Consider the following 25582-nt stretch of genomic DNA (forward strand, 5'->3'; position numbering starts at 1 on the left):
TTAGGTTGTTATGTATTTGATATTAAGGTTTTTATGATTATGTAAAAAAGTTTTTATATAAATCGAATACTGCAAGTAATTTTTTTTATAATTTACGACTTAAAATAAAAATATACTTAATGATAGCAGCTATTGAGGAAAATTTACAAAGAGGGATTAAATTATTATCGACTATTTCAGATGATGAATATTCTAATAATACAATTCCGCCTTATTTTTCTAGTATTGGTTGCCACATGCGTCATATTTTAGATGTATTTACTTGTGTTTTTAATGGGTTTTCTGATAGAATTATAGATCTTACTTTACGAGAAAGAAACGAAAGTATAGAGTTGTATACTACAAGTGGAATAGCTTATTTTAATTCTATTTTAAAGAAAATTAAGAATATTTCTGAAAAAGATTTAATTACAGAAGTTACGGTTATTGATGATTTAGGTAAAGGAAAAGTTTCTTCAAGATCTACTTTAGGAGCTGTTTTAATGCAAACCCAGAGTCATGCAATTCATCATTTTGCAAGCGTTGGTTATATTATTAATCAACTAGAAATCGAATTACCAGATTCAGATTTTGGCTATAACCCTTCTACACCTAAAAAGGTAGAAAACTAAGATGTTTTAGAAAACATTAACACTTTTAATTTATTTGTTGGCATTTGTTTTGTACTTTATATAGATACATAAATTTTAAATTTAAAATATGATTTACTCAAAATATAAAGATACCTTATTAACTATATTTATTATGCTGTTTAGTTTGCCATTCTTGGCTCAAAATAGTACTGATATTTTAGATAAGACCTATATTTATACAAATAATTCTTATAACAAAACAAAAGTTGATTTACCTATAGAATTAAATAGAGCAATTAAGCCTATAAAAGAAATAGAAGATGCAAAACTACAAGTTGCATTAGAAAAAGAAATTTACAAAAATAAAACTTGGAGTCGTTTAATTAGATCTAATCAAATGTCTGTGGCTATTGTAGATTTAAATGATAGTACCTCATTTAAATATGCTGGGATTAATGATAATTTTATGATGTATGCAGCCAGTTTGCCTAAAATTGCCATTCTTCTAGCGGTAATGGATGCCATTGATAAAGGAGAATTAGAATATACAACAGAGCTGAAAAATGATTTACGTTTAATGATTAGTAAATCGAACAACAGAGCTTCAACAAGAAATATAGATAGAGTTGGTTATAAAAAAATTGAAGAAGTTTTAAGAGCGCCAAAACATAAATTATATGATGAAGAAGTTGGTGGAGGTTTATGGGTTGGTAAACGTTATGCCTCTGCAGGTAAAAGGTATCCAGATCCTATAAAAGGGTTAAGTCATGCAGCAACAACAAGACAAGTATGTAGCTTTTATTATCAGTTAGCTTTGGGTAATTTAATTAGTACAGAACGTTCTAAAGAAATGTTAGAAATTATGAAAACACCAGAGTTGCACCATAAATTTGTAAATACTTTAGATAGAATTGCACCAAAGGCAGATGTTTATAGAAAATCGGGTTCTTGGCGAAATTATCATTCAGATTCTGCTTTAGTTTGGGGGCCAAACAGAAAATATATTATTGTGGCTTTAATTCATGATACTTATGGTGAACAAACAATAAGAGATTTGGTTATACCATTAGAAAAAGTATTAAAAAATTCACGTTCTTTATAGTCTTAAAAGAACTATAGAAAATTGAAAAAAATAATATATAAAACATTCGGATTAAGAGATGGAGAAATTTTCATCTCTTTTTTAATGCAGTTGTATATTTTTTTAATCATTACTGTACTGCTTATTGTAAAACCCACAGTAAATGCAATGTTTGTTTCTAAGTTAGGAGCAGAAAATTTACCTTATGGTTATTTACTAGTAGCTATTACTGCAGTTTTTACTACCTATTTTTATAGCAAAGCTATAAGAAAACACTCGTTGGTTAAAATTACAGTGTTGTCGCTAATTGTATTTAGTGCTGTCTTTATTGTTTTAGGCGTGCTTTTTAATTTAGAGATTATCAATCAGTTTATTCTCTATTTTTATTACGTATTTGTATCGCTTTTTGCAGTAGTTGCTACATCACAATTTTGGATTTTTGCTAATATGGTTTTTAATGCCAGAGAAGCAAAAAGAATCTTTGGTTTTATAGGAGCAGGAGCCATTGCAGGTGGTATTTTTGGAGGCTATTTAACCAGTATTATTGCTGCTAGTTTTGGTAAAGAATACACTATTTTTTTAGCATCAATTTTATTATTGCTTTGTATTCCTATTCTTAATAAGGTGTATTATTTAAGAATTAAATACTTAAATACCTTTAAAAGAAAACAAGTAATTGAAAATCAAGATCGTTTAGAAAGTTCTTCTTTAAAATTAATATCAAAATCTAAGCACCTAAGTTATTTAGCAATTATTACAGGTATAAGTGTTGTAGTAGCTAAATTGATAGATTTTCAGTTTAGCGATTTTGCTAACAAAGCCATTTCTAATTCAGATGATTTAGCCGCTTTTTTTGGTTTTTGGTTTTCTACTTTTAATGTGGTTGCGCTTACAATACAATTATTATTAACCAATAAAATTTTAAATAAAATAGGCGTTTCCTCATCACTTTTAGTACTTCCTTTAACTATTGGTCTAGGTAGTTTACTGTTTTTAACGTTTCCAGAATTGTGGGTATTGATTATTATAAAAGGTATAGATGGTAGTTTTAAACAAAGTTTAAATAAAGCAGCTGTAGAGCTATCTATAATGCCAATTCCTTTGCATATTAAAAATCAGGCAAAATCTTATATTGATGTTGCTGTAGATAGTATTGCTACCGGATTTTCTGGGTTTTTATTGATTTTTTTCATTAAAGAATTAAATTTAAGTTCGTCATACATTACAGTAATTGTATTACTCTTTGTTTTTATTTGGATACTACTCATCTACAAATTACGAGAAGCTTATTTCGATTCTTTTAAAAAAAATATTCAGAAGAATTTATCTTTTATTGATGATAAAAAAGAAAAATCAAAAAAAGAAAATAACCTTTTAGACATAAAAAATGTTTTTGAAAACGGTAATGAAGAAGAAATTTTAGCAATGTTCGATCGTTTAAAAGACTATAAATTTAAGATTTTCCAAAAACCAGTTATTCAACTTTTAAAACACCCATCATCTAAAATAAAAGTAGCAGCTATCGATTTTTTAGATGCTTTTGATGATAATAATATTTTAGATGATGTTGTTGCTTTTATTTATGATAAAGATGAGACTTTAGTATACGTTGCCTTAGATTATGTTTTAGAACATTCAAACCAAAGAGATACTACTTTTTTTAATAGGTATTTAGATCACCAAGAAGAGTATATAGCAAATGGTGCTTTATTAGCCTTGGCAAAACAGAGTAAAAATAATTATAATTTAGGCAAATATTATCACCTAAAAAATAGGTTAGAGCTTAAGATTGATAAGTATATAGTAAATAGAGATGCTGTAAGAAAAGAAATCGTAGCTGGTCTTTTATTAAGTATTGCCTATTCTGGTTTGGAAAATCATTATGGCTTTATTGCAGAACATTTAAAAAATCAGAAACCTTATATTATAAAATTTGCAACAATAGCTGCAGGTATAACTTCTCAAGAGATTTTTATAAAAGATTTACTGAATTTATTGGATAAAAGAAGACATCGAAAAAGGGCAATTAGAGCTTTAAAGAGTTATGGGCCTAAAATTATTAATGTTCTCTTATCATTAGAAAAAGAAGACGATTTAAATTCTAACATAAGAAAACAGGTTCCAAAAATTGTTGGAGCTTTTCAAAATGAAAAATCTGTTCATATTTTAGAGAAAATTTTAAAAAGCGTAAACTCAACCAGTAGGCTAGAAGCTACTAAAGCTTTACGAAAAATTCATAAAAAGGATTTAGATTTAGTTCCATCAAAACGTATCATCAGAAAACAAATTACAAAAGAAAGTGGTTATTACAAGCATATTTTAGAGTCTATTATATCCATTCAATACCTTATTAATAAAGATTTAGTTGATGAAATTAATAACGAAAACCAAACCATTTATGAAGGCAGAAAAATATTAAGTGATGCTTTAGAGCAAGAACTTAAAAAATCGTTTTCAATTATTTTTAATTTACTGAGTTTGTTATATTCAGAAGAAGATATTCAAATTACATTTAATGCTATAAAAAGCAATCATAAAGAAGCAAAAATTAACTCTTTAGAATTGTTAGAAAATCTTTTAGACAGTTCTATAAAAGCATTAGTAGTGCCTATTTTAGAGCACGAAGTTTTAGATGATGATCATTATAATACAGCTACAATACCATTTATAATTCTTACAGAATTAGAATTGCTAAAAAAGCTAATGAAAGTAAGTGGAAGTGGAGTAAGACAATCAGCAGTGAATTATATTAGAATTTCTAAAAACAAGACCTTAATACCTGCTTTATTACCAATAAAAAAGTATCGCAACAAAATTGTAAAACAACTTGCTTACGATACTTTAAAAATGCTAAGAAATTTATAATTTTTAATGGTCTGAAGATTCTTCTTTATCTTCTATGTACTTTTCTTCTTTAATTTCTGGTTTGTTAATATTGGCAGTTTCATTTATAACATCATCTATTTTACTAGCCAAGTACATATGTGCGCCTGCAGAGTTTTTATTTAAAACATTGGTCATTAAACAGACAATATATTTTACTCCATTTTCGTGTTCTACAATTATTACAGAGTTCATATAATTAAAAACATTACCTGCATAACTGGCACAATCTGGATCTTTTTCTCTATCGCATTTGTAGTAACTACCAGATTTAAAATAAACAGCAGCATCATCTAATCTTGGCGATTTTGCATAACGAATTCTACGATCTGTTAAATACAATAATCGCTTCATTTCTAAACTAGATGCTTTGTCAATAACTTTACCTTGCTCTAGTTTTACTAAAAATTTCATTAGTCCTTTTGGTGTACCAATACTTCCTCCTTTTCTACCTACATATTTTCCTGGAGGTCTTGTAAATAGGCCTCCTAATCTCCATTCATCTTCTCCAATTCCTAAATCTCTTAAAGGTCGATTTACAACTGTATTTGCTAAGTTAGTTAAAGAATCTCTAGGGGTTTCTTCAAAATATTTTTCGGCTTTTTCTTCATCTAAAAAGAAATAATCTTGTTTAAAAGCAGCCATTAACATTGCTTCTCTGTACATAATACTGGCAGCACCATTGTTACTTACAGAAACCATATGATCTAACCATTCAAATAAAGAAAATTCATCGCTTGCAATAACTTGTCTTTTGGTTAATTTATCATTTTCGATATCATAAATTGGTATGGTGTGATGATCGCCTAAACCCCAATACCTACTTTTAACTTTAATGTTTTTTAGGTAAGCAACTCTTTCTTCATAAGAATCTGGACACAACTTTTCAAGCTGATCAAAAACAGCTAATAAAACAGCAATTTTACCAACACTTCCTGGTTGATATCCTACATTTTCTCTATGTTCTGCATATCTTAAATTATCAGGATTACTCATATCCATAATGGCTAAAGAGTAAGCTCCTTGAGGTGTAATTCGTTTTATTTTTCGGTCAAAATCGCTATCAATAGTAAATAATTCATCAACACTATCTGTGGTTTTGTTGGTTAGATTTAATTTAATATCTGCCCATTTTTTATAAGCTCCTTTTGGTATTCTTGTGTAATTTACACTGTCTTTTTGAAACTGTCTTATTTGATACAATCTTTTAATACCTGTATACTCATAACCATCAATAGGATAGAAGCTTATGAAACCAAATGAGAATACAATACAAATAAGAATTATGATATATTTTTTCATAGTTATATTTTTTCGTTGATGTTAATTTCTTTTGAATTTGATATTTTTGGTGTAATTGAATTTAAATAGTCAGAACTTTTAGCTTGTTTGTTTTCTACAAAAGGTCTTATTTGAAACAACCATAACTTGTTATCTTTAAAACCAAATTCTACATCATAAGCCTGATTTTTATCTTCCGATTTTTCTCCTATTTTCTTTCTTACTTTTGAGGCTATTTTTCTGATTTCATCAATATTATCATCATTTAAAATTTCTTTGTCAAAAGAGGTATAGTATTTTTTTGTGCCACCATAATTTGGCAAACGAATGTAATCTGCTTGTCTTGCAGGTGCTAAAAGGTAATTTTCTGTTTTGGTGATTAATCTTGTTTCTGCAGATTGGCCATCTACAGCACCACCTGCACCTCTAGAAAAAGCCACAGTTAAATCATTATCTGTACCAGCGTTAATTCCTTTGGTAATCATAACCCCAGAATAATCTACGTCTACACTTGGTATAATTAAAATGGATGGATAGACGTTTTCTGGATTCAATAAGTATTTTTGTCTCCATTTAAAACTTCTTTCTGTATAAGCAGATGCCCAAACACGTTTAATACCTTGTAAAATTTTAGCTTCTTCTTTAATATTAAATAAAGTTAAATTTAAACCAGCTCCTGTAAATTCTTTCAAATCTTCCATATTGGTATCACTTCTTAAAAATACAGGTACATTACCCATATCATTTTTAAAAGCAGACTGAAAATTAGATTTTAAATCTTTTACAAAACTTTTATCTAAGTCAATATTTAAAATTGATTTATGCAGTTTTTCTAAAGAAGTTAATAGGTATTGTTCAACTATTTCATCAGAAGAACCGTTTTTCTTTTTTGTAGCTGCCTCTTTAAAAGTAGCATTTAAATATTCCCAATAGGTTTTGTTTTCATTGGGCATTTGCAAATTCATATGAGATTTAAAAACGCCAAAAGGTATAATTAAACCTTCTACAACTTGATCTGGAAAAAGTTGTTTTAGCTCACCTAAATTTGCAGCTTTTGGCCCACATAGTTTTCCAGAATCAGTAGCGTCAACATCTCTCATATTTATCACTTTAGAAACATCTAAACGTATATCATCAACAGGTACTTCAATCATATTTTTGCTACGTTCCACTTTTTCGAAAAGTTTTTCTTCTTCATTGCTCATTTCATCTTCCTCTTTAAGAATCACATTTCCTTTATGAGAAACTGCATAAAAAACTTTTTTACCATTATATTTTTTTAATGCGGATAAATTTTCGTTAGATAAAGCAGCATTGGGAATTCCTAAATTTCTTGCTAATAATTGAACGTGAGAAACTAGATTTCCTTCAGAAACTGTCATAATTCCTGCAACTGGTTTTAAATCTGAAGGTGGATTTTGAAAAATGTAAATCTTGTTGGTATTCACTTCTATTGCATCAGGATTACCATCAACTACAACCAATTCACCAAAAGCATAACCAGGATTTAATCCACGAATTGCACTTTGATTGTCTATAGACATTACCTTGTTATTAATGTTAGAAACTTGGGCAACAAACGTACCTAATTTGCTCACAGTTTCTCCTAAACTAAGGGCGATGCTATTTCTAACTCTATCATCTATAAACCCATAAGCCAAAGGCTCAAACTCGTTGTATTTTAAAACATCTTCATTGTAATTTGCTTTTATTAAAGAGGCACTCCATTCAACAATACTTCTAGATGTATTTAGCACATTGTTCAATTCTTCTATAGTGATGTTTTCTTGATTTGTACCACTTTTTAAATTGTTTTCTACTTGATCATATTCCCAAAATTCTAATAACCCAGCACCTAAAGAAGCACAAGTTAGCACCTCAATTTTATGAATAGTTTCTTCTAAATTTACGGTTTTCCAATTCTGAGTTTCTATCAACAAAATATTTTCTAATTGATTACTAATGTCTAGTAATTTTAAACGGTCTTTGGCAGATTTAAACTCTAAAATAGTACCTCTAATATTGGCTAAAATACTCGCTGAATTCTCAACAATTTTTTTAGATGAATTGTTATCATTAAAATAAGTAGAGAAGTTTTTAATTTCTTCTACAACCATTGCATTTCCATTTAAACTAGCAAGTTCTTTATCAATTTTATTAAAATCTAATGGAGCGTAAAATTGCTCCATAGTAACTATTAAATTTTTTAAATCTTTTTTTTCTTTAAGCGATAATTTACTGTCGTTTTTTTGAATAAAATGCTCAACTAAATTAATGTCTGTTTTCTGCGGATTTCCGTGGATTTTAATTCTGATGTCCATAAAACTCGGAATTTCCTCAGCCAAAATTTTAGATTCACTTCTCATTAATTGCCCAATATTGGTATCTCCATTATGAGGAATATCTTTTAAGGCTTGACGAATTAAATAGTAATTGGTTTTTAAGAAATTATCATCTTTTAAAACAGTTTCAAAAAAATATTTTCCCCAAGTTTCTTCGTCTTCAGATTGTATTGCTCCTCTGTAATATTGCCCTTTTCTTAAAATCCAACCATTATTTATGCTCGCTAAATATTTACCAATTTGATATTGTTTTAATCTGCTGTAATTATGGTTGGCATCTAAAAACTCGTTGGTTTTTGTTGCTGCTAAGATTTCACCAAAATATAAGTGATTTGTTTTTCTTAAATCTAAAGCAGATTGTTTAAAACTTGCGTGTTGAATACCTTCAATATCATCAGGACAAGGATCTTTTGCATCTCTAATGCTACCATCTTTGCAAAACCATTTTATTCTGTAATAAGGTCCTCTTATATCATTTTTATAAGTTTCTACAAGTTCTTTAATTTGTAAAGTTGACTTCTCTTGTGCAAACGAATTCGAACCGAATACAAGGTAAATTATAAGTACTTTAAGTATGTTTTTTGCCATTTCTTTTAGTTGATTTACTCAAAGTTAGTTCTAATTATTGAATAAAGTAAGAAATGAAATCTATAGCGTTCAGATAATTTTTATATGAGTTAAAACTTTTTGTTTAATCCCTATTTTGCGCTATAAAGAAGGGTTTTTAATCACTTTGAGGAGTTCGAAACAATTTAAATTTAGAGTATATAATTTAAGTTTTAAAAACTCTAGATGTTTTTAATAGTAGAAATCTAAAGTTTAAAGCATTTTAAAAAGTAATGGAAATACAAAGAAATTACTTTTTAATTGTAAAAATAAATCTTTCCTCATTTTGAGCAACAAACATTTCTTGGCAGTTTGTAGGATGTAGAAACTTATACTTTTCATCCGTAGAAAAAGAATTATTATTGATTGTAAACTCACCCTCAAAATCTTTTATTCCAGTAGAATTATATCTTGCAATTTTATAGTTGTTTTCATCAATTTGTTTTTCGATATTAAACCAAGCACCACTTCCAATTCCACCTAACCAAGTACCAGTTTCTAATTCAAAAAAGGCTTTGTTCGGTTTTTCAGTTCCTATTAAATTGGGTTCAATATCAAATTTATTTAAAAAAGAATCTTTGTATTCTTTTAAAATAGACCTGTTTTTGTACAGTTTAATTTCTTGTTGATAAATATCGTAAATTGTTTGGTTTGATGTAGCTTTTATAACATTTCCAATTGGGCTTGGCGTTACCAAATTAGAAGTTCTTAACTGTAATTTAATTTTTTTATTAGTTAAAGATGCAATTAAAGTATCCGTTACAAAACGAGAGCAGTTACTGCCATTTTTTACAAAAACTCCATAAGGAATTTCTTTTCTTTCAATGAATGAGTTTATAAATTGATATGCTAAATTATAATCAATATCTGTATTTAAAGAGGCAATTAAACGTCCATCTCCATGTGTTTTTTCTGGGTGCTTTTCTAACCAAAGTAAAATTTCTTTTAAGTTGATTAATTCTTCATTTTTAAACTCAGCTTTTATTGGTATTTCTAATTCAGGATCAGTTTCTTTACATCTAACTCTACCATTTCCATAACTCGTAATATATCTACCAAAATCATAATAATTTATTTTAGTTTTTCCTTTTTCTATCAATACTAAAGCTGCATGACCAGCTTGTACAGCGTGTTTGCTTCCAATACCAAGTTTAGGCCAAATTTTACTAGAAGGTTCCCAATAAGCAGGCCTTACAACAGTATCTGGATAAGAAAGAATTATAATTATGCCATTAGATTTTGACATGTTTTATTTGTTAAATAATGCACTTTGAATTGTTTTAAACGTCTTAAAAGCAAAGTAAATTGCAAAAAAGGTTAAAACAATTCCTAGCAATAAAATTAGGTAAGACAGATATGCATTTGGTGTGTTTTCAAACTTTTTTAACGCTTTAAATCCCATTGTTAAAGAAATAGGAGCAGCAATAAATAGAAATATTAAAATTCCTAAATACTTTAAACCTTTGCCTAATAAATTTACATCTGTACCCATTATTTATAGTTTTTTATTGCATTTCTAACATTACCAAATTCAGCTAATAATTTACCTGCCTTTTCTTGGTCGATGTTTAATTCTTTGGATAACATTTTTTGTCCTCTTTCTACTAGTTTATTGTTAGAGAGTTGCATATCAACCATTTTATTACCTTTAATTTTTCCTAACTGAATCATTGTAGCTGTAGAAAGCATATTTAAAACCAATTTTTGTGCAGTTCCAGCTTTCATTCTAGAGCTTCCAGTTACAAATTCTGGTCCAACAATTACTTCTATAGGAAACTGTGCTGTTAAAGATAAAGGACTTTTTTTGTTACAAGAAATTGCACCAGTTATAATGTTATTTTCATTACATTTTTCTAAGGCTGCAATTACATAAGGCGTAGTTCCAGATGCTGCTATACCAACTACAACATCTTTATTAGAAATATTATGTGCTTGCAAATCTAACCAACCTTGGTTTGTAGAATCTTCTGCAAATTCAACCGCTTTTCTAATGGCAATATCTCCACCAGCAATTAAACCTACTACCAATTCGTGAGGAACACCAAAAGTTGGTGGACATTCAGAAGCATCTACAATACCTAATCTGCCAGAAGTTCCTGCACCTATGTAAAAAAGTCTTCCACCTTTTTTTAACTTCTTAACAATTTGTGTTGTTAAAGCTTCAATTTGTGGTAGGGCTTTTTCTACTGTCAAAGGCACAGTTTTATCTTCATTATTAATGTTGCTTAATAATTCTGAAATAGACATTTTTTCTAAATGATTGTATTTAGAATCTTGTTCTGTAGTTTTTGTAAAATTCATCAATCAAAAATACAGATTTCTATATAAAATTGAGTATTATTTTTTGGGCGTTTTAACAGGCTTTACACTATATCTTTTTTTATGAAAAATAAAAAAAGGATGTCGTTTCAATCCCTAACGCAAAGCGAAGTTTATAAAAGGAAATTAATTGCTGTAATGTGATTGTATATGAAAAATTAGCAGATTTATGTGTGATACTTTTCGGATTAAAACAAAGATAGCAGTTAAGAACCAAACTTAAAGTTTAGCTCTTAACTGCTATTTTTTATATAATAGTTTTTATCTTTTCATTTCTACTTCCATTATTCCTTGTCCGTTTTTTCCTAAATATTTTAATAAGACTTCTTGAAAAGCACCAGTTCCATTGTCGCTATTAGTGAATATTATAAGACCTTGTTTTGTCTTTGGTATAATAAAAGCGATTGTATGTACTCCTATATCATCTCCTCCGTGAACCATTGCGAAATCTTTATTTGAATTAATGTTTTCGTCAATCCACCAACCTAAACCAAAATGCTTAAAATCATTTATTCTAACCTGTTCAGATAAAATTTCTTTAAATAAATTTATAGATAGACCAGCTCCATTTACTAGATAATTTACGAATATTGTATAGTCTTCAATAGTTGTTAATAAATCGTCTGCTCCAGATGCTGTATTGTGTTTTTTTGTAGGATATATTTTCCCTCCTTTTTCTGTATGCCATTTTGCAAACCTAGATTCATACTGTTCATTCCAAACAAAATTAGTATTGTGCATTTTAAGTGGCTTAAAGATTAATTCGTCTGCCAATTGCTGAATACTTTTATTAAATTTATTTTCCAACACTTTTTTCAAATACTCAAAACCTTCTCCTGAATATTGATATTTTGTTCCTGGCTCAAAATCGAAACTTAATTTACCATTTTCATTATTTCCTCTCCAATTAGAAAACCCTGTTTGATGGCTTAAAATTATTCTTAGTGTTAGTTTTTTTGCTCTTGGGTCATTAATTATGTCTTGATCGATATAATATTTATATAAAGCTTCATCTAAACTTAATTTACCTGAATCAATTAGTTTTAAGGATACTAAAGCAGTAATTGGTTTAGTTAATGAAGCAACATTCCAAATCGTGTTTTTAGGTGCTGTTTTTCCTTTTTCTAATTCGCCAAAAACACTAACTTGTTTAATTTTTCCATCTTCAATGTATCCAATTCCTAATGCAGGAATGCTCTTTTGCTCCAGCCATCTTTCTGTTTCTTCTTTGTCACTAAATAATAATTTGTTGTCAGTTGGTTTGTCAACATCTTTGTGGTTATAGCTTAAACCTTTGCTTAATTTCCATTTTTCATTTTCAAGAATCCATAAATGAGTAAAGTTTGCTACACTTGTTAAGTATTCTTCTTTGTTTTTTTCGATAGCATAGAAACTATGTGTTCCAGTTTGAATTGCTCCATATAAAACGCCATTATTATTTAAAGGAAAAATGTCTAATGATTTTTCATCTATAACTCTTTTTGGTTTATAGTCTAACTTACAAAGTCCATTTTCTATACTTTGAATAAATTCAGACTTTGATTTTGCAATTCCTCCTTGGTCGTGATAAAACTCGAAATTATCACTTACTAGTTTTTTAAATTGTATGATGTCACAATTATTAAAACCAATATTAAAAAGAAGGCTATCTTTTTCTTTTATTGTTTTGTATAGTTCAGATGATTTTTCAACTTGAGCGTTTGCTAAAATTGTAAGAAATAATAGATGAATTAGTATGAAATATTTTTTCATTTTTTAGAATTTTATATTTGATACAAAATTCATTTTATTTCGCTAAATAAAGCTAAAAAGTTACCCGCCAAATTCCCGACAATAAATTGTCGTGTTTATAAAATACTGAAATTCAATCGTATATGTAATTTGTTGTTTTTTTCTATTTCAGCCGTGTTTCTAATAATAATATAGAGGTTAATTATTATTAAAGTTAGCATAACAAGCGGAATAATTTCTTTACTAAATGAAAACCACTTTGATAAAAAAGCGACTAATAGTGTGACAATGAGGAATGATAATGTCCATAATATTTGAATAGAAACGATTTGTTTTGTAACAGTATTGATTTCCTTTTTCCATCGCATAAAAATTAGTGGCATAATTATACTACCAAAAGGAACTATCAGCAATATTATAGAAGATAAATTGATGTATTTAATAAGTTGTTTGTTAATTTTCTCGGATTCTTTATTTTCTTTTAATAAATCTTCTTTGCTTATTCCTAATGCTTTAGATAAACTTTCTAATGTATACCCTTTTGGTTTTACACCAGACTCAATTCTTTGTATAGTTCTTACAGAAATACCTGATTTTGTAGCCAACTCTTCTTGGGTTAAGTTTAGTTTTTCTCTATGTTCTAAAAGTGTTGACATTTCTCAAATTTTGTTTAAAAGCAATAAGTGTGTTCAAATTACTACCAAAGTTGTTGTATAAGATTAGTTACGTGTTTTAAGCAACTAATTTACTAGATTATTCACGAACGGTGAAATTCTGAAGGAATTTCCCAAGTGAGCTAAAACTAGCAATAAAGTTTATACGATGTTACAAACCGTTTTTCTATCAGAGTTTGTAGGATAGTCCAAAATATAAAATAGAACTATTCAAATGTTGTCTTTCTGTAAATCCATAAGAATATCGAATATCAATCTGATATAATTCAGATAATCTATATCCAAAACCAATTGCTCCAGCAAATTCAAAATTTTCAGAGTTAGAGTTTTTCAAAATTAGTTGAGAATTAATTGGTCCATCTTTATAAGAAATATTTCTACTAAAAGCATATCCAAATTGAGGTCCAATTTCAAAAAAATATTTATTCAGATCAAGGTTTAATAGAATTGGAATTAACACATTATATTCATCTATTACCGCTTTTGTTTCTTGATATACTAATATGTCTTGACTAGTATAAATATTACGTAAATCTTTAAATTCAATAATTGCTTTACTACCAGTTTTAGAAATTAACAATTCAGGTTTTATTGAGATTAATTCATTGATTCCAATATTAGTGTATGCCCCAATATAGAAACCTATTTTTCCATTATAATCAGCAGGGATATGAGTAAATAAATTTAAATCAATATTATCAATGTAATTCGAGTAGTTAATTCCACCTTTTATTCCAAAATCGATTTTTTTATTTTGAGAAAATAATAATAATGGAAAAATAGTTAATATTCCAATAAGTAAGGTTTTTTTCAAATCGATTTTTTTTTTTAGTTGTTTGTAACTTGTTGTGTAAGGAAAGTTGCGTGGTTTAAGCATTAAAGTTACTAAATATAACTAGAACCAATAACATCCGAGAGGATTTTTGTAAGTAGGCTTTTGCTATCAATTTTTTTACACAGTGTTAGCAAACGTTTTTATTCATATTACTGACAATTTTCATTATAATATTTTACAATTTCAATCAATTTTGACGTTAGTTTGCTTTTCTCTTTAAATTTTGGACTTCTTTCTACATATTTTTCGAAAGTCCTTGATTTTATATATTCAGCTAATTTAGGACAATCGCTGAAATATTTCCTCATTTTCTTATCTGATGAATTTCCCAATCCTCTATAAATGAGTTTTAAGTCTTCATTTCCATTCTGAAAATAATAGGTTGGACTTTTCTGTCCGTTAAAACTTTCTTCTGGATAGTAATAGAGGCTTAAAGGAGAGCCTTCATAAGTTAAATTAGTGATTAATATATCTCCTTTTTCATTCTTTTTCATAAAATAGGTTCCTCTTTTTTCCAGTACTACTTTATTTATTTCATTCAAAGAGTACTTTATTTTTTCTTTACTTTCTTTATTTTTTTTGTAAACCACTATATTTTCTGAAGCAAAACCAAAAGTACTGAACAAACCAAGTCTTATGTATCCAGTTTTAACTTCTCCGTTTTTAAGAAATATTTTTCCATTATCTTTTTGTGAAAATATTAAAGTAGAGAGGAATATTGAAAATAAAAGTATTGTTTTCTTCATTTTTTGTTAATGTTTGCCAACTATGCTATAAGCATATGTTCCAAAAATATAAAACATATTTAAGTAAAACATCATTATTAATAAATTAAGATATTTCTGGACTAAAACATACCTACAAGGTTTTTGAAACCTTGCAGGAAAAATTTTACTCGTTTTCTACTAAATCTATGGTATAAGTATCTGTTTCAGAAATATGAAAATAGCCTAAAGGGTAATTATTATCATTGGTAGTATTTATAATATTACCTAATAAAGAAGCAGGTACAGATTCAAAAGGACCTCCAGAATTTTGCCCACTTTGACTCATTAAAACTTCGAAATAAGTGTAATAATCTTTTGTAATTCCGTGCATTTTAATGGTTACAGTGGTTGGAACTTCAATTTCGTCTTCTTGGTAAAAGGAAGAAAAATTATACAAAGAACCATTAAAAAAACGATCATCTAAAGCTAAAAATATGTTATTTGTATAATCTAATAAATAATAATTTTCTACAGTTTCATCATCTTGAAATTCTATTTTCAACTGAATTTCATCACCAGTAAATAAAGTTTCATCACCTTGAGCAACAGAAACAAAAGGTGTCGATTTTACTTTGGTAGCTTCTGCTTTGTAAGTTTCGTTTTCATAAATTACAGTTAACTCATATGCTGTGTCATCTGCAGGAATAAAAGCGATGGAAGATGTGTAAGTACCATCTTCATTAGCATCAGTAAAATTAATAATTGTATTATTTGATAAATTGGTTACAAAGACGGTTGCATTTGTAACTGACGGAATTTCTTCATCAAAATAATTTGCAGATAGACTAAGTTTTACGTTAGTTTTTGCAGTAACAGGGTTTTCATCAAACAAAACCTCAAAGGTTGCATCTATCACTAATTTTGGAGCTATTGATGGTACATCAACCTCAATAACTTTTTCACAATTTGCAAAAAAGAAGCATATTAATATTGGTAGTATATATATTTTTTTCATCGTTCTTAAAATTTAAAATTATAGGTAACAGAAGGCACCATTCCAAAAATGGAAGTTTGTACAGCTTCATTTCTTAAGGTTTCTCTATTCTGACTAAAGTTAATGGAAGCTGCATTTTGACGCCCATAAACATTGTAGATTCCAAAAACCCATTCACCTTGCCATTTTCTATTTTTATTTTTTTCTGGTGTTAATGTTGCAGAAAGATCTAATCTATGATATGCAGGAAGCCTGTCTGCATTTCTTCTATTATCATCATAAATAGGTACGTTTAAACCTTGAAATTCATATTGACCTACAGGATAATTTGTTGGTTGCCCAGTTTGGAAAACAAAATTAGTGTTGAATTTCCATTTTTCATTTAATTCGTAACTTCCATTTATAGAGAAATCGTGGGTTTTATCATAAGGTGTGCTGTACCATTTTCCATTATTAATACCTGGTTCAATTGCAGTTCTACCTAATGTTTGTTGCTCAGATCTAGACAAAGTGTATGCAAACCAACCTTTAAATTTGCCTTCATTTTTTTTGATTAATAATTCTAAACCATAAGCTCTTGCTCTTCCGTTTAAAATAACAGTTTCAATTTCGTTGTTTGCAATTAAGTTTGCACCATTTATATAATCGATTCTGTTGTCTATATCTTTATAAAAAGCTTCTGTTTCTATAGAATAATCTCCATCTTTTAAAGATTTAAAATAACCAACTGCATATTGATCTAATAATTGAGGTTTAATATATTTTCCACTTGGCGTCCAAACATCTAATGGAGTAGGAGAGGATGTATTAGACAATAAATGTAAATATTGCACCATTCTATTATAACTAGCTTTTATAGAAGTGCTTTTATTTAAAATGTAAGACATAGAAACACGAGGTTCAAGATTGTTGAAAGTTGCTATTGCATCACTTCTTGAGTAAGATTCTGTACCAATAGCTTCTGCTGACTCATATTTTTTGAATTGTTCATCATAAATAACAGGTTCATCATTTTGATAAATGTTTAATTCATCCTGGCCTAATCTTGTAAAATTGCTAAAACGCACTCCATATTGTAATCTTAATTTGTCGCTTAATTTATGTTCTGCATCTAAATAAATGGCAAATTCATTGGCATATTTGTCAATTAATTTTTCTTGCTGTATTCCAGAATCTTCTCTGTTTGGTTTTATTTCACCAGGATTAAACTTGGTATAAATGTTATTAATACCATAACTTAATTTTGTTTTATCATTTAAATAGTGGTTAAAATCGTATTTTAAATTATAATTCGTAATTCCAGAATCCCAATCAAAGCCAACAAAATCTAAGGTTAATCCGTAGAAATAATCAGAATAAATTAAAGAAAGGTTAGAAAATAATTTATCAGAAAAAAGATGATTCCAACGTAAATTGGCAACTTGATTACCATAAGTATTTACAAAACTATCACTAATACCAAAAACATCTTTACCAAAATAGCCTGAAAAGAAAACGTTATTTTTATCGTTAATTCTATAGTTTAATTTGGTGTTTAAATCATAAAAATAAGCTTTGTTATCATTGTCGAAAAGTGGTAAAAATAAGTGTGCATAAGAAGATCTACCACCTACTAAAAAAGAAATTTTCTCTTTTTTGATAGGGCCTTCAATCAATAATCGACTAGAAACTAACCCAATTCCTCCAGTAATATTAAAATCTTTACTGTTTCCTTCTTTTTGATAAATATCTAAAACTGATGATAATCGACCTCCGTATTTTGCAGGAATACCCCCTTTATATAATTTTACATCTTTAATTACATCAGGATTAAAAACTGAGAAAAAACCAAACACGTGAGATGAATTAAAAACAACAGCCTCATCTAGCAGTATTAAATTTTGATCTGCAGCACCACCTCTTACATTAAAGCCAGAAGCGCCTTCTCCAGCACTAGTAACTCCAGGCAATAGAATTAGAGATTTTATGATATCTGCTTCACCTAAAACTACAGGAATCTGTTTAATAGTTGCTGCTGTAAGTTTATTGACACTCATTTGTGGAGATCTTACATTCAGTTTTTCTATATTACTTTCAATAATAATTTCATCTAAATTTTCAGATTCCTCTAGTAAATTAAAATTTTTAGTCAGTTTTTTATTTAGGTTGATGTTTTCTACAATGGTTGTAAAACCTAAATAACTCACTTGAATTTTATAAGTGCCTTCTGGAATGGTTATGGAGTAAAAACCATATTCGTTTGTGGTTGTACCTGAGTTGAGCTCTGGTATGTAAATAGAAACACCAATTAAGGTTTCGTTACTTGTATTGTCGTAAACAGTACCACTTACTGTGTATTTTTCTTGGCTAAATATTACAGATGTTAATAAGAAAAATAGAATAAAAATCTTTTTCAAATTATATTTTTTTGTTTGATTAATAATAGTATTTGTTAAACAAAAGTACAACTATATAATCATAGACAAAAGATAAAAGATAAAAGATAAAAGATAAAATAACGTTAACAATTACTATTAATCATAGATAATATCTTTAACTTTTATTTTTTCATTTTTAATAAAATCATATAAAGTTAATCGTCTTAAAGTGTAATAATCCGTCCAAAATTTTTCTAAAGAATTAAGGTAGCTTAGTACAGAAGTGTCTTTTTCTTGTAAAGCTAAATTTAAATCTGTTATTGTTATTTTACCTAGAATGAATCTTTTTTTAGTAATATCATATCTTTTAATAGCAATTTCTTGTGCTTTTTTAGCGGTTTCTAAAAAGTTACGTTGGTTTTGCCAGTTTAAAGTATGTAAATAAATTTCTTGTTCAAACTCTTGTTCATCTTGTTCAATATTTGTGTTTACTAAATCTTTATTTGCTTCAACTAATTTTCGTTTAGACTTAGAAACACCCCAATCTAAAATAGGAATGCCAATAGATAAGGAAACATTTTGTTGTTGGTTATAATCTTGAAATAAATTATTAAAAACATCACCTTGTTGTGATATTCCAAAGTTGGCATTTAGTCTTAATTGTAGTCTATTACTTCCTTTAACTTCTGCTACATCTTGTTCTGCTTGTAGCCTTTTTCTTCTAAATTCAATTACTGCTTTTCTATTAGCTTTAGCTTCTTCTAAAGCTTTTTCTACTGTTACTGTAAAAGTTGATAATTCTTTTGGAGTGTTTAAAAGAATATTTTCGGTTTCTAAATCTAAATAACGAGATAAATTTTGTGAGGTTCTTTTAATGTTTATTTGGTTTGTTGTGACATCATTTTTAGAATTTAATACTGATAATTCTATTTGAAGTAAATCGTTTTCAGCAATTTTACCCATTCTAAATCTACCTTTAGAAATCTGAAATAAAGTATCTTGATTAGATAAATTAGATTGTGCAATTTTGGCTTGTACTTGTGCTTTTAACAATGCAAAATACCTTCTAGTTGTGTTTAAAGAAATATCTTCCATACCTTCTATAAAATCTCTTTTTGCTTCTTCATACATTAAAGGTTCAATTTTTTTATCCCATTTAAATTCATTGTAGAATAAAGAATTTTGACTGTAATTTATAGAAAATGGTATAACAGAAAATCGGGTTGCATCATTTGTAAAAAGATCTACTCTTTCTATTTGAGAACTGAAGGATAATGTACCACCTGTAAATGCTAAATTTTGATTTAAAGATAAAACACCTTCTAATCTAGATTGATTGGTTTGTACAAAAATATCTTCACCTTGATCGTTTGTTAATCGATTGATGGAATTTGAATACGAAGGTAAAGTTGCATCCAAACGCAATTGAGGTAAAAAACCTGCTTGGTAATTTCGAAATTGCCAATAACTTGCTTGGTTTTGATTAATTAAGGCTTTGTATTCTGGAGATTTTTTTTGAGCAATTGCAATAGCTTCTTCTAAAGTTATTTGTTGTTGACTTTGTACTGAAATTGATAGTAAAAAGCAAAAAGTAATAAGAATTTTTTTCATAGTTATTCGTGTCTAATAGCTTCAATAGGGCTTTTGTTAGCTGCGGATTTTGCGGGTGCAATTCCAAAAATTAATCCTATTAAGGTTGCAACAAAAAATGATAATAAAATGGAACTGAGTGATAAAATTGTTTCTATTCCTGTACTTAATTCTAAAATATAGGAGGCTAAAATACCTAATACAATTCCTATAATTCCACCTCCAATACTAACTAATACAGATTCTGTTAAAAATTGTAAAATAACATCTTCTTGTGTGGCTCCAATTGCTCTAATAATTCCAATTTCTTTTGTTCTTTCTAAAACAGATGCCAACATAATATTCATAATTCCAATACCACCAATTAGTAGTGAAATACCAGCAATTATACTTAAAACAATATTAAAAATTTGTTTGGTTTTTTGTTGCTGTTTTAAAAGTTGAATGGGTATAGAAATTTCAAAATCTAACATATCATTATGTCTTCTTTTTAGCATTCTACTTAAAACATCTGCAGTAGCATTTAATTCTGATGAATTATTTACTTGTACAATTAACTTATCAATTTGATGATAATTACCTCTAGGAATTTTCTTTTTTGGTCCTTCTTGGCCGCCAAAAATCATTATATTACCTTCTGGCAAAGGTTTGTCACTTATTATTTTACGATCTTTATAACGAACTAAAAAGGTTTTAATAGGTATATAAACATCTTGGTTTAAATCTCTGATTCCGAGATTTTCTTGTGCATTTTCAGAAATAAATTTTTCTTCAATTACTCCAATAACTTGTAACCATACATCTTTTACTTTTATTTGTTTGCCAATAGCACTTTCTCCTGTAAATAGTTTTTTTTCTATTTTTTTACCAATAATACAAACAGGTAATGAGTTTTCACTTTGTGCTTTAGAAAAGTTTTTCCCACTTTCTATAGTAATATTAGATGTTTCAAAAAAGTCTGAAGAAACTCCAATTAATTTTACTGGGCTTTGTCTCCCTTTTTTTATTACGTAGGTTTCTAAAACTATTTCTGGACTTACTTTTTTAACAGAAGGTATGTTTTTTTTAATGCTGATAACATCTAACATATCTAAACCTTTAGAAAAACGTTTTGGTGTTATTCCACCAGCATCAACTTCTTCTTCTTCATTTTCGTTTTCTTTTTCATCTGGAATAGGTGTAATCACAATATTATTTACACCTACTAATTCTAATTGTGCTAAAATTTCTTTTTCTGCTCCATTACCAATAGCTAACATTGTAATTACGGCTGCAACACCAAAAATGATACCTAATGAGGTTAATAAAGTTCTAACTTTATTTGCTAAAATTACACGTACAGCTTCACTAAAATTTGATTTTAGTTTTTCTAAATAGATTTTATCAATCATAAAAAACTAGTTTAATTTTGCTATTTGCTCATTTTCATAACCTTCTGGTTTGTTTAAATAAACAACATCGTCTACTAATAGACCTTCTGTAATAATAACAGAATCATTATTAGAATCACCAATAATTACTTGTTTTTTAGCAACTGAGAACCCTGTTTTTTTATAAACGTAGGTAATAGAATCTTTAGAAAAAATAGCTTCTAATGGAATACTTAACACATCTTTTCGTTCAAAAGTTAATATTTTGTTAGACGTTGTCATTCCTGGTCTAATATTATCATTTGATCCTTTTAATTTTATTAAAACCTGAAAAACTTTAATGTCAGAACCTCTTTTAGTTTCACCAACATTTGCAACAGCAGTAACAATTCCATCCATTTCTATGTCAGGAAAAGCATCAAAGCCAACTTTTACTGGTAAGTCTTTTTTTATTTTTCTAATATCTACTTCATTTGCATATGTTTTAGATTCCATTTTGGTTAAATCTGGTAAACTTGCAATTGTAGGATCCCAAGGACTTATTGTTGAGCCTACTTTTTTCTTTGTACCATCCCAATTTTTATCATAGGTAATCATTCCATTACCATCAGAATAAATGGTAAAAGATTTTAATAAACTTAATAAATCATTTAATTTTTTTCTGATTTTAGATACTTGTGTGCCAACTTCTACCATTTTAGCATTGGCTTGCCTTTTTTTAATTTTATAGTTTTCTATTTTTTCTTTTAAATCCCTTTCGGCTTTTTCTAAATTAATTTCTAATTTTTTTATTGTTGCAGGTGGCTCATAAATAGATTGTTTTAACTCTAACGTAGTTTCTTCCATACTAAAACGTAAATCTTTAATTGAGTTTCGTTCTTGTTTTAAAGTAAGAGTTGTATCTAATTGTTGTTGAGTATATTTAGATTCTGCAGTTTCTAAATTTAATTGTGCATCTAAAATTTGTTCATTTACACTGCTAGGATCTAATCTACCTACATAATCTCCTTTTTTCACTATGCTTCCTTCTGCTACTAAATCTTGTATTTTAAGATTATTTAATCTGAATTTTCTAAGATTATCTGGACCATTAATTTTTTTAAGACTGGTAGATTGTGCTTCTCCAGAAGTAATAACTTCACTTATAAAATTGCCTTTTTTTACTTTAGAAGTAAGGTAAACATCTCCATCTGAAGAAGGGGAAAAATAAGAGTAAATTAGGTAAATTGAAATTAAGGCTATAACTGATATTATGGCAATACGCTTCTTATTCATTAGTTTTGGTTTGGTGAGAAAACCAAAGCTAATTAAAAAAGGAGTGCTGTTTAGCACTCCTTATGTTAATTTTTTATAAAAAAATGTTTTATTTTTAACTTAATATACTATTTAATACAGAATTAGGTCTCATTGAATTTACCACCAACTCTTCATTTGGTAGGTAATAACCTTCAATATTTACTGGTTTACCTTGTATTTCATTTAGCTCATTTACAATTGTAGCTTCATTATCAGATAAAGCTTTTGCTATTGTAGTAAATTCTGCCTTTAGTTCAGCATTTTTATCTTGACTTGCTAAACCTTCTGCCCAGTATTTTGCTAAATAAAAATGACTACCTCTGTTATCTAATTCACCAACTTTTCTTGATGGAGATTTGTCATTATCTAAGAACTTATCAGTAGCATCATCTAAAGTTTCAGCTAATACTAAAGCTTTTTCATTATCATTTGTATTACCTAAATGTTCTAAAGAAACTGCTAAAGCTAAAAACTCTCCTAAAGAGTCCCAGCGTAAGTGGTTTTCTTCTAAAAATTGTTGTACGTGTTTTGGAGCAGAACCACCTGCACCAGTTTCAAACAATCCACCACCATTCATTAAAGGAACAATAGATAACATTTTTGCTGATGTACCAACTTCTAAAATTGGAAATAAATCTGTTAAATAATCACGTAAAACGTTACCAGAAACAGAAATTGTATCTTCTCCTTTTACAATTCTTTCTAAAGTAAATTCTGTTGCTTTTATAGGAGATAAAATTCTAAGATCTAAACCATCAGTATCATGATTTGGTAAATATGCATTTACTTTTTTAATGATTTCTGCATCATGTGCTCTGTTTTCATCTAACCAAAAAACGGCAGGAGTTTCAGAAGCTCTTGCTCTAGTAACTGCTAATTTTACCCAATCTTGAATTGGTAAATCTTTAGTTTGGCACATTCTCCAAATATCACCTTCTTCAACAGTGTGTTCTATTAGAGTGTTTCCAGCTGCATCAGTTACAATAACTTTACCTTCAGAAGCAATTTGAAAAGTTTTATCATGAGAACCATATTCTTCTGCTTTTTTAGCCATTAAACCAACATTAGGTACAGTACCCATTGTTGTAGGATCGAAAGCACCATTCTTTTTACAGAAATCTATAGTAGCAGAATATATACCTGCATAAGAACTATCAGGAATTACCGCTTTTGTATCTTGTAGTTCACCATCTTTATTCCACATTCTACCAGAAGTTCTAATCATTGCTGGCATAGAAGCATCAATAATTACATCAGAAGGAACATGTAAATTAGTAATTCCTTTATCAGAATTCACCATTGCTAAATCTGCATTTTCTTCTAAAATAGTAGCTATATCAGCTAATATTTCTGCTTTTTTATCTGCAGAAACTTCATCTAAATTACTTAATAAGTTACCAAAACCATTGTTTACATCTACACCAATTTCTTCGAAAGTAGCACTGTGTTTGTCAAATAATTCTTTAAAGTAAGATTTTACAGCAAGACCAAAAATGATTGGGTCAGAAACCTTCATCATTGTAGCTTTCATATGTAAAGAAAGTAATATACCTTGTTCTTTAGCATCTGCAACTTGTTCGTCTAAAAAAGCTACTAAAGCTTTTTTACTCATTACAGTTGCGTCTATAATTTCACCATCAATAAGTGCTAAATTCTCTTTTAAGATTGTTTTAGTACCATCTGTGGCAATATGTTGAATATTAATATTTGTTGCAGTACTTATTGTTACTGATTTCTCGTTATTAGCAAAATCACCAGCAGACATTGTAGCTACGTGAGTTTTAGAATCTGCACCCCAAGCACCCATTGAATGTGGGTTTTTACGAGCATAGTTTTTAATAGCTTTTGGAGCTCTTCTATCTGAGTTTCCTTCACGTAGAACTGGATTTACAGCAGAACCTTTAACTTTATTATAAAGCGCTAATACTTTTTTGTCTTCTTCAGTTACTACTTCTTCAGGATAATCTGGTATGGCATAACCTAATTTTTGTAATTCTGTAATTGCTGCATTTAGTTGTGGCACAGAAGCACTAATGTTTGGTAATTTAATGATGTTTGCTTCTGGTTTTGTAGCTAAATTTCCTAAAAAGGCTAAAGCATCTTCTACTTTTTGATCGTCTTTTAAATATTCTGAAAAGTTTGCCAGTATTCTAGCAGCTAAAGAGATGTCTTTAACTTCAATTTCTATGTTAGAAGATTTTGTAAAAGCCTTTACAATAGGTAAGAAAGATCTTGTTGCTAAAGCAGGAGCTTCATCAGTCTTAGTGTATACAATTTTAGCTATTTTGCTCATTTTTAGATAAATTTTATTGGTTATTTTTTTCTTACGAAATTGATTTCGTGAAAAAAAGCGGAGCAAATTTATGAATTAATAATGAAATTTTTATTGATTAGTTGTTATTAATTACTGCTGTTTAGTGAGTATTTAATAATAAATTATAAGTATTATTGTGAATTTAGCTTTCTAATAAAAATAAAAGCCATATCACACAATTTCTTGTACTGATATGGCTTCTTAAAAATAGTTTTTGAACTGATTTGTGTTACTACAAAATCAAATAAAAGTTAACTTTTATACTTCTTTTTTTTAAAGAAATTACGTTCGCTATTTTAGTTTTAAATTGCTTTATGTTCTATCTTATTAATAACAAACTTTTACTTTAAAAAATCTTTAAAATTATTCAGAATTTAATAAAAATTAATCTTTATTTCTTTCTGTTTTTAAAAGCTATTTAAAATCTAGTTATGTATTATAGAAATGTTTTGGCAACAATTGAAAATTAAAACAATTTATATAAAGAACTTTAATTAGTAATTTACTAACAATAGGTTATTTTGTTTGTTAATTACATAATAAAATTAATGTAAAATTATGAGTATCCAAATTTTTAAACAGAAAACTAATTAACAACTTATAAACCAGACTTATAAACAATTGTTAACA

18 protein-coding genes are annotated in these 25582 nt (G+C 28.2%); 3 read left to right on the top strand and 15 right to left on the bottom strand.

Annotation, left to right across the window (positions count from 1 at the left end):
- Positions 1-119 precede the first annotated feature (119 nt).
- The 3 genes from ACJJVK_RS10450 to ACJJVK_RS10460 all read left to right on the top strand — a co-directional run bounded on the left by ACJJVK_RS10450 (position 120) and on the right by ACJJVK_RS10460 (position 4518).
- Positions 120-611 (top strand): DinB family protein, encoded by a 492-nt coding sequence (locus ACJJVK_RS10450; protein WP_215993153.1) that lies wholly within the window; start codon positions 120-122, stop codon positions 609-611.
- A gap of 88 nt (positions 612-699) precedes the next feature.
- On the top strand, positions 700-1674 hold the full coding sequence (locus ACJJVK_RS10455) for a serine hydrolase (RefSeq protein ID WP_405565828.1): 975 nt from the start codon (positions 700-702) through the stop codon (positions 1672-1674).
- A 21-nt stretch (positions 1675-1695) separates the two neighbouring features.
- Positions 1696-4518: an Npt1/Npt2 family nucleotide transporter gene (locus ACJJVK_RS10460; RefSeq protein WP_405565829.1), complete on the top strand. Its 2823-nt coding sequence runs from the start codon at positions 1696-1698 to the stop codon at positions 4516-4518.
- Between the two features lie 3 nt (positions 4519-4521).
- Here the strand turns inward: ACJJVK_RS10460 and ACJJVK_RS10465 are convergent, their stop codons facing one another.
- The 15 genes from ACJJVK_RS10465 to ACJJVK_RS10535 form a co-directional block, all read right to left on the bottom strand.
- The gene (locus ACJJVK_RS10465) at positions 4522-5838 is read right to left on the bottom strand and encodes a serine hydrolase (protein ID WP_405565830.1); all 1317 of its coding nucleotides are present in this window, start codon (positions 5836-5838) and stop codon (positions 4522-4524) included.
- Positions 5839-5840: 2 nt separating this feature from the next.
- Positions 5841-8747, bottom strand: coding sequence for a PEP/pyruvate-binding domain-containing protein (locus ACJJVK_RS10470; RefSeq protein WP_405565832.1), 2907 nt, complete (start codon positions 8745-8747; stop codon positions 5841-5843).
- Between the two features lie 268 nt (positions 8748-9015).
- A complete protein-coding gene (locus ACJJVK_RS10475; protein ID WP_405565835.1) occupies positions 9016-10011 on the bottom strand; it encodes a DUF6695 family protein in 996 nt (331 codons plus the stop codon).
- A 3-nt stretch (positions 10012-10014) separates the two neighbouring features.
- Entirely contained in the window at positions 10015-10257 is a 243-nt protein-coding gene (locus ACJJVK_RS10480) for a DUF6095 family protein (protein ID WP_405565837.1), read from the bottom strand.
- A complete protein-coding gene (murQ, locus tag ACJJVK_RS10485) occupies positions 10257-11066 on the bottom strand; it encodes an N-acetylmuramic acid 6-phosphate etherase (protein ID WP_405565838.1) in 810 nt (269 codons plus the stop codon). The genes ACJJVK_RS10480 and murQ overlap by 1 nt, the downstream gene beginning before the upstream one ends.
- Before the next feature lie 279 nt (positions 11067-11345).
- On the bottom strand, positions 11346-12836 hold the full coding sequence (locus tag ACJJVK_RS10490) for a serine hydrolase (RefSeq protein WP_405565839.1): 1491 nt from the start codon (positions 12834-12836) through the stop codon (positions 11346-11348).
- 95 nt (positions 12837-12931) lie between these two features.
- A complete protein-coding gene (locus tag ACJJVK_RS10495) occupies positions 12932-13471 on the bottom strand; it encodes a helix-turn-helix domain-containing protein (RefSeq protein ID WP_405565841.1) in 540 nt (179 codons plus the stop codon).
- A 187-nt stretch (positions 13472-13658) separates the two neighbouring features.
- Positions 13659-14303, bottom strand: a complete 645-nt coding sequence (locus ACJJVK_RS10500) for a porin family protein (protein WP_405565842.1) — start codon at positions 14301-14303, stop codon at positions 13659-13661.
- Between the two features lie 170 nt (positions 14304-14473).
- Positions 14474-15070 (bottom strand): hypothetical protein, encoded by a 597-nt coding sequence (locus ACJJVK_RS10505; RefSeq protein WP_215993142.1) that lies wholly within the window; start codon positions 15068-15070, stop codon positions 14474-14476.
- Between the two features lie 145 nt (positions 15071-15215).
- The gene (locus tag ACJJVK_RS10510) at positions 15216-16046 is read right to left on the bottom strand and encodes a DUF4249 family protein (RefSeq protein ID WP_405565844.1); all 831 of its coding nucleotides are present in this window, start codon (positions 16044-16046) and stop codon (positions 15216-15218) included.
- Positions 16047-16051: 5 nt separating this feature from the next.
- Entirely contained in the window at positions 16052-18421 is a 2370-nt protein-coding gene (locus tag ACJJVK_RS10515) for a TonB-dependent receptor (RefSeq protein ID WP_405565845.1), read from the bottom strand.
- Between the two features lie 117 nt (positions 18422-18538).
- A complete protein-coding gene (locus tag ACJJVK_RS10520) occupies positions 18539-19993 on the bottom strand; it encodes a TolC family protein (RefSeq protein WP_405565846.1) in 1455 nt (484 codons plus the stop codon).
- Between the two features lie 2 nt (positions 19994-19995).
- The gene (locus ACJJVK_RS10525; RefSeq protein WP_215993138.1) at positions 19996-21363 is read right to left on the bottom strand and encodes an ABC transporter permease; all 1368 of its coding nucleotides are present in this window, start codon (positions 21361-21363) and stop codon (positions 19996-19998) included.
- A gap of 6 nt (positions 21364-21369) precedes the next feature.
- Positions 21370-22617 carry an efflux RND transporter periplasmic adaptor subunit gene (locus ACJJVK_RS10530; protein ID WP_215993137.1) on the bottom strand — a complete coding sequence of 416 codons (1248 nt, stop codon included), beginning with the start codon at positions 22615-22617 and terminating at the stop codon, positions 21370-21372.
- Between the two features lie 94 nt (positions 22618-22711).
- Complete coding sequence (locus ACJJVK_RS10535; protein ID WP_405565848.1) at positions 22712-24931, bottom strand: NADP-dependent isocitrate dehydrogenase; 2220 nt, start codon at positions 24929-24931, stop codon at positions 22712-22714.
- Between the last annotated feature and the right edge of the window lie 651 nt (positions 24932-25582).

Origin of the sequence: Polaribacter sp. Asnod6-C07 (genome assembly GCF_045063625.1) — a bacterium.
Taxonomy (GTDB): domain Bacteria; phylum Bacteroidota; class Bacteroidia; order Flavobacteriales; family Flavobacteriaceae; genus Polaribacter; species Polaribacter vadi_A.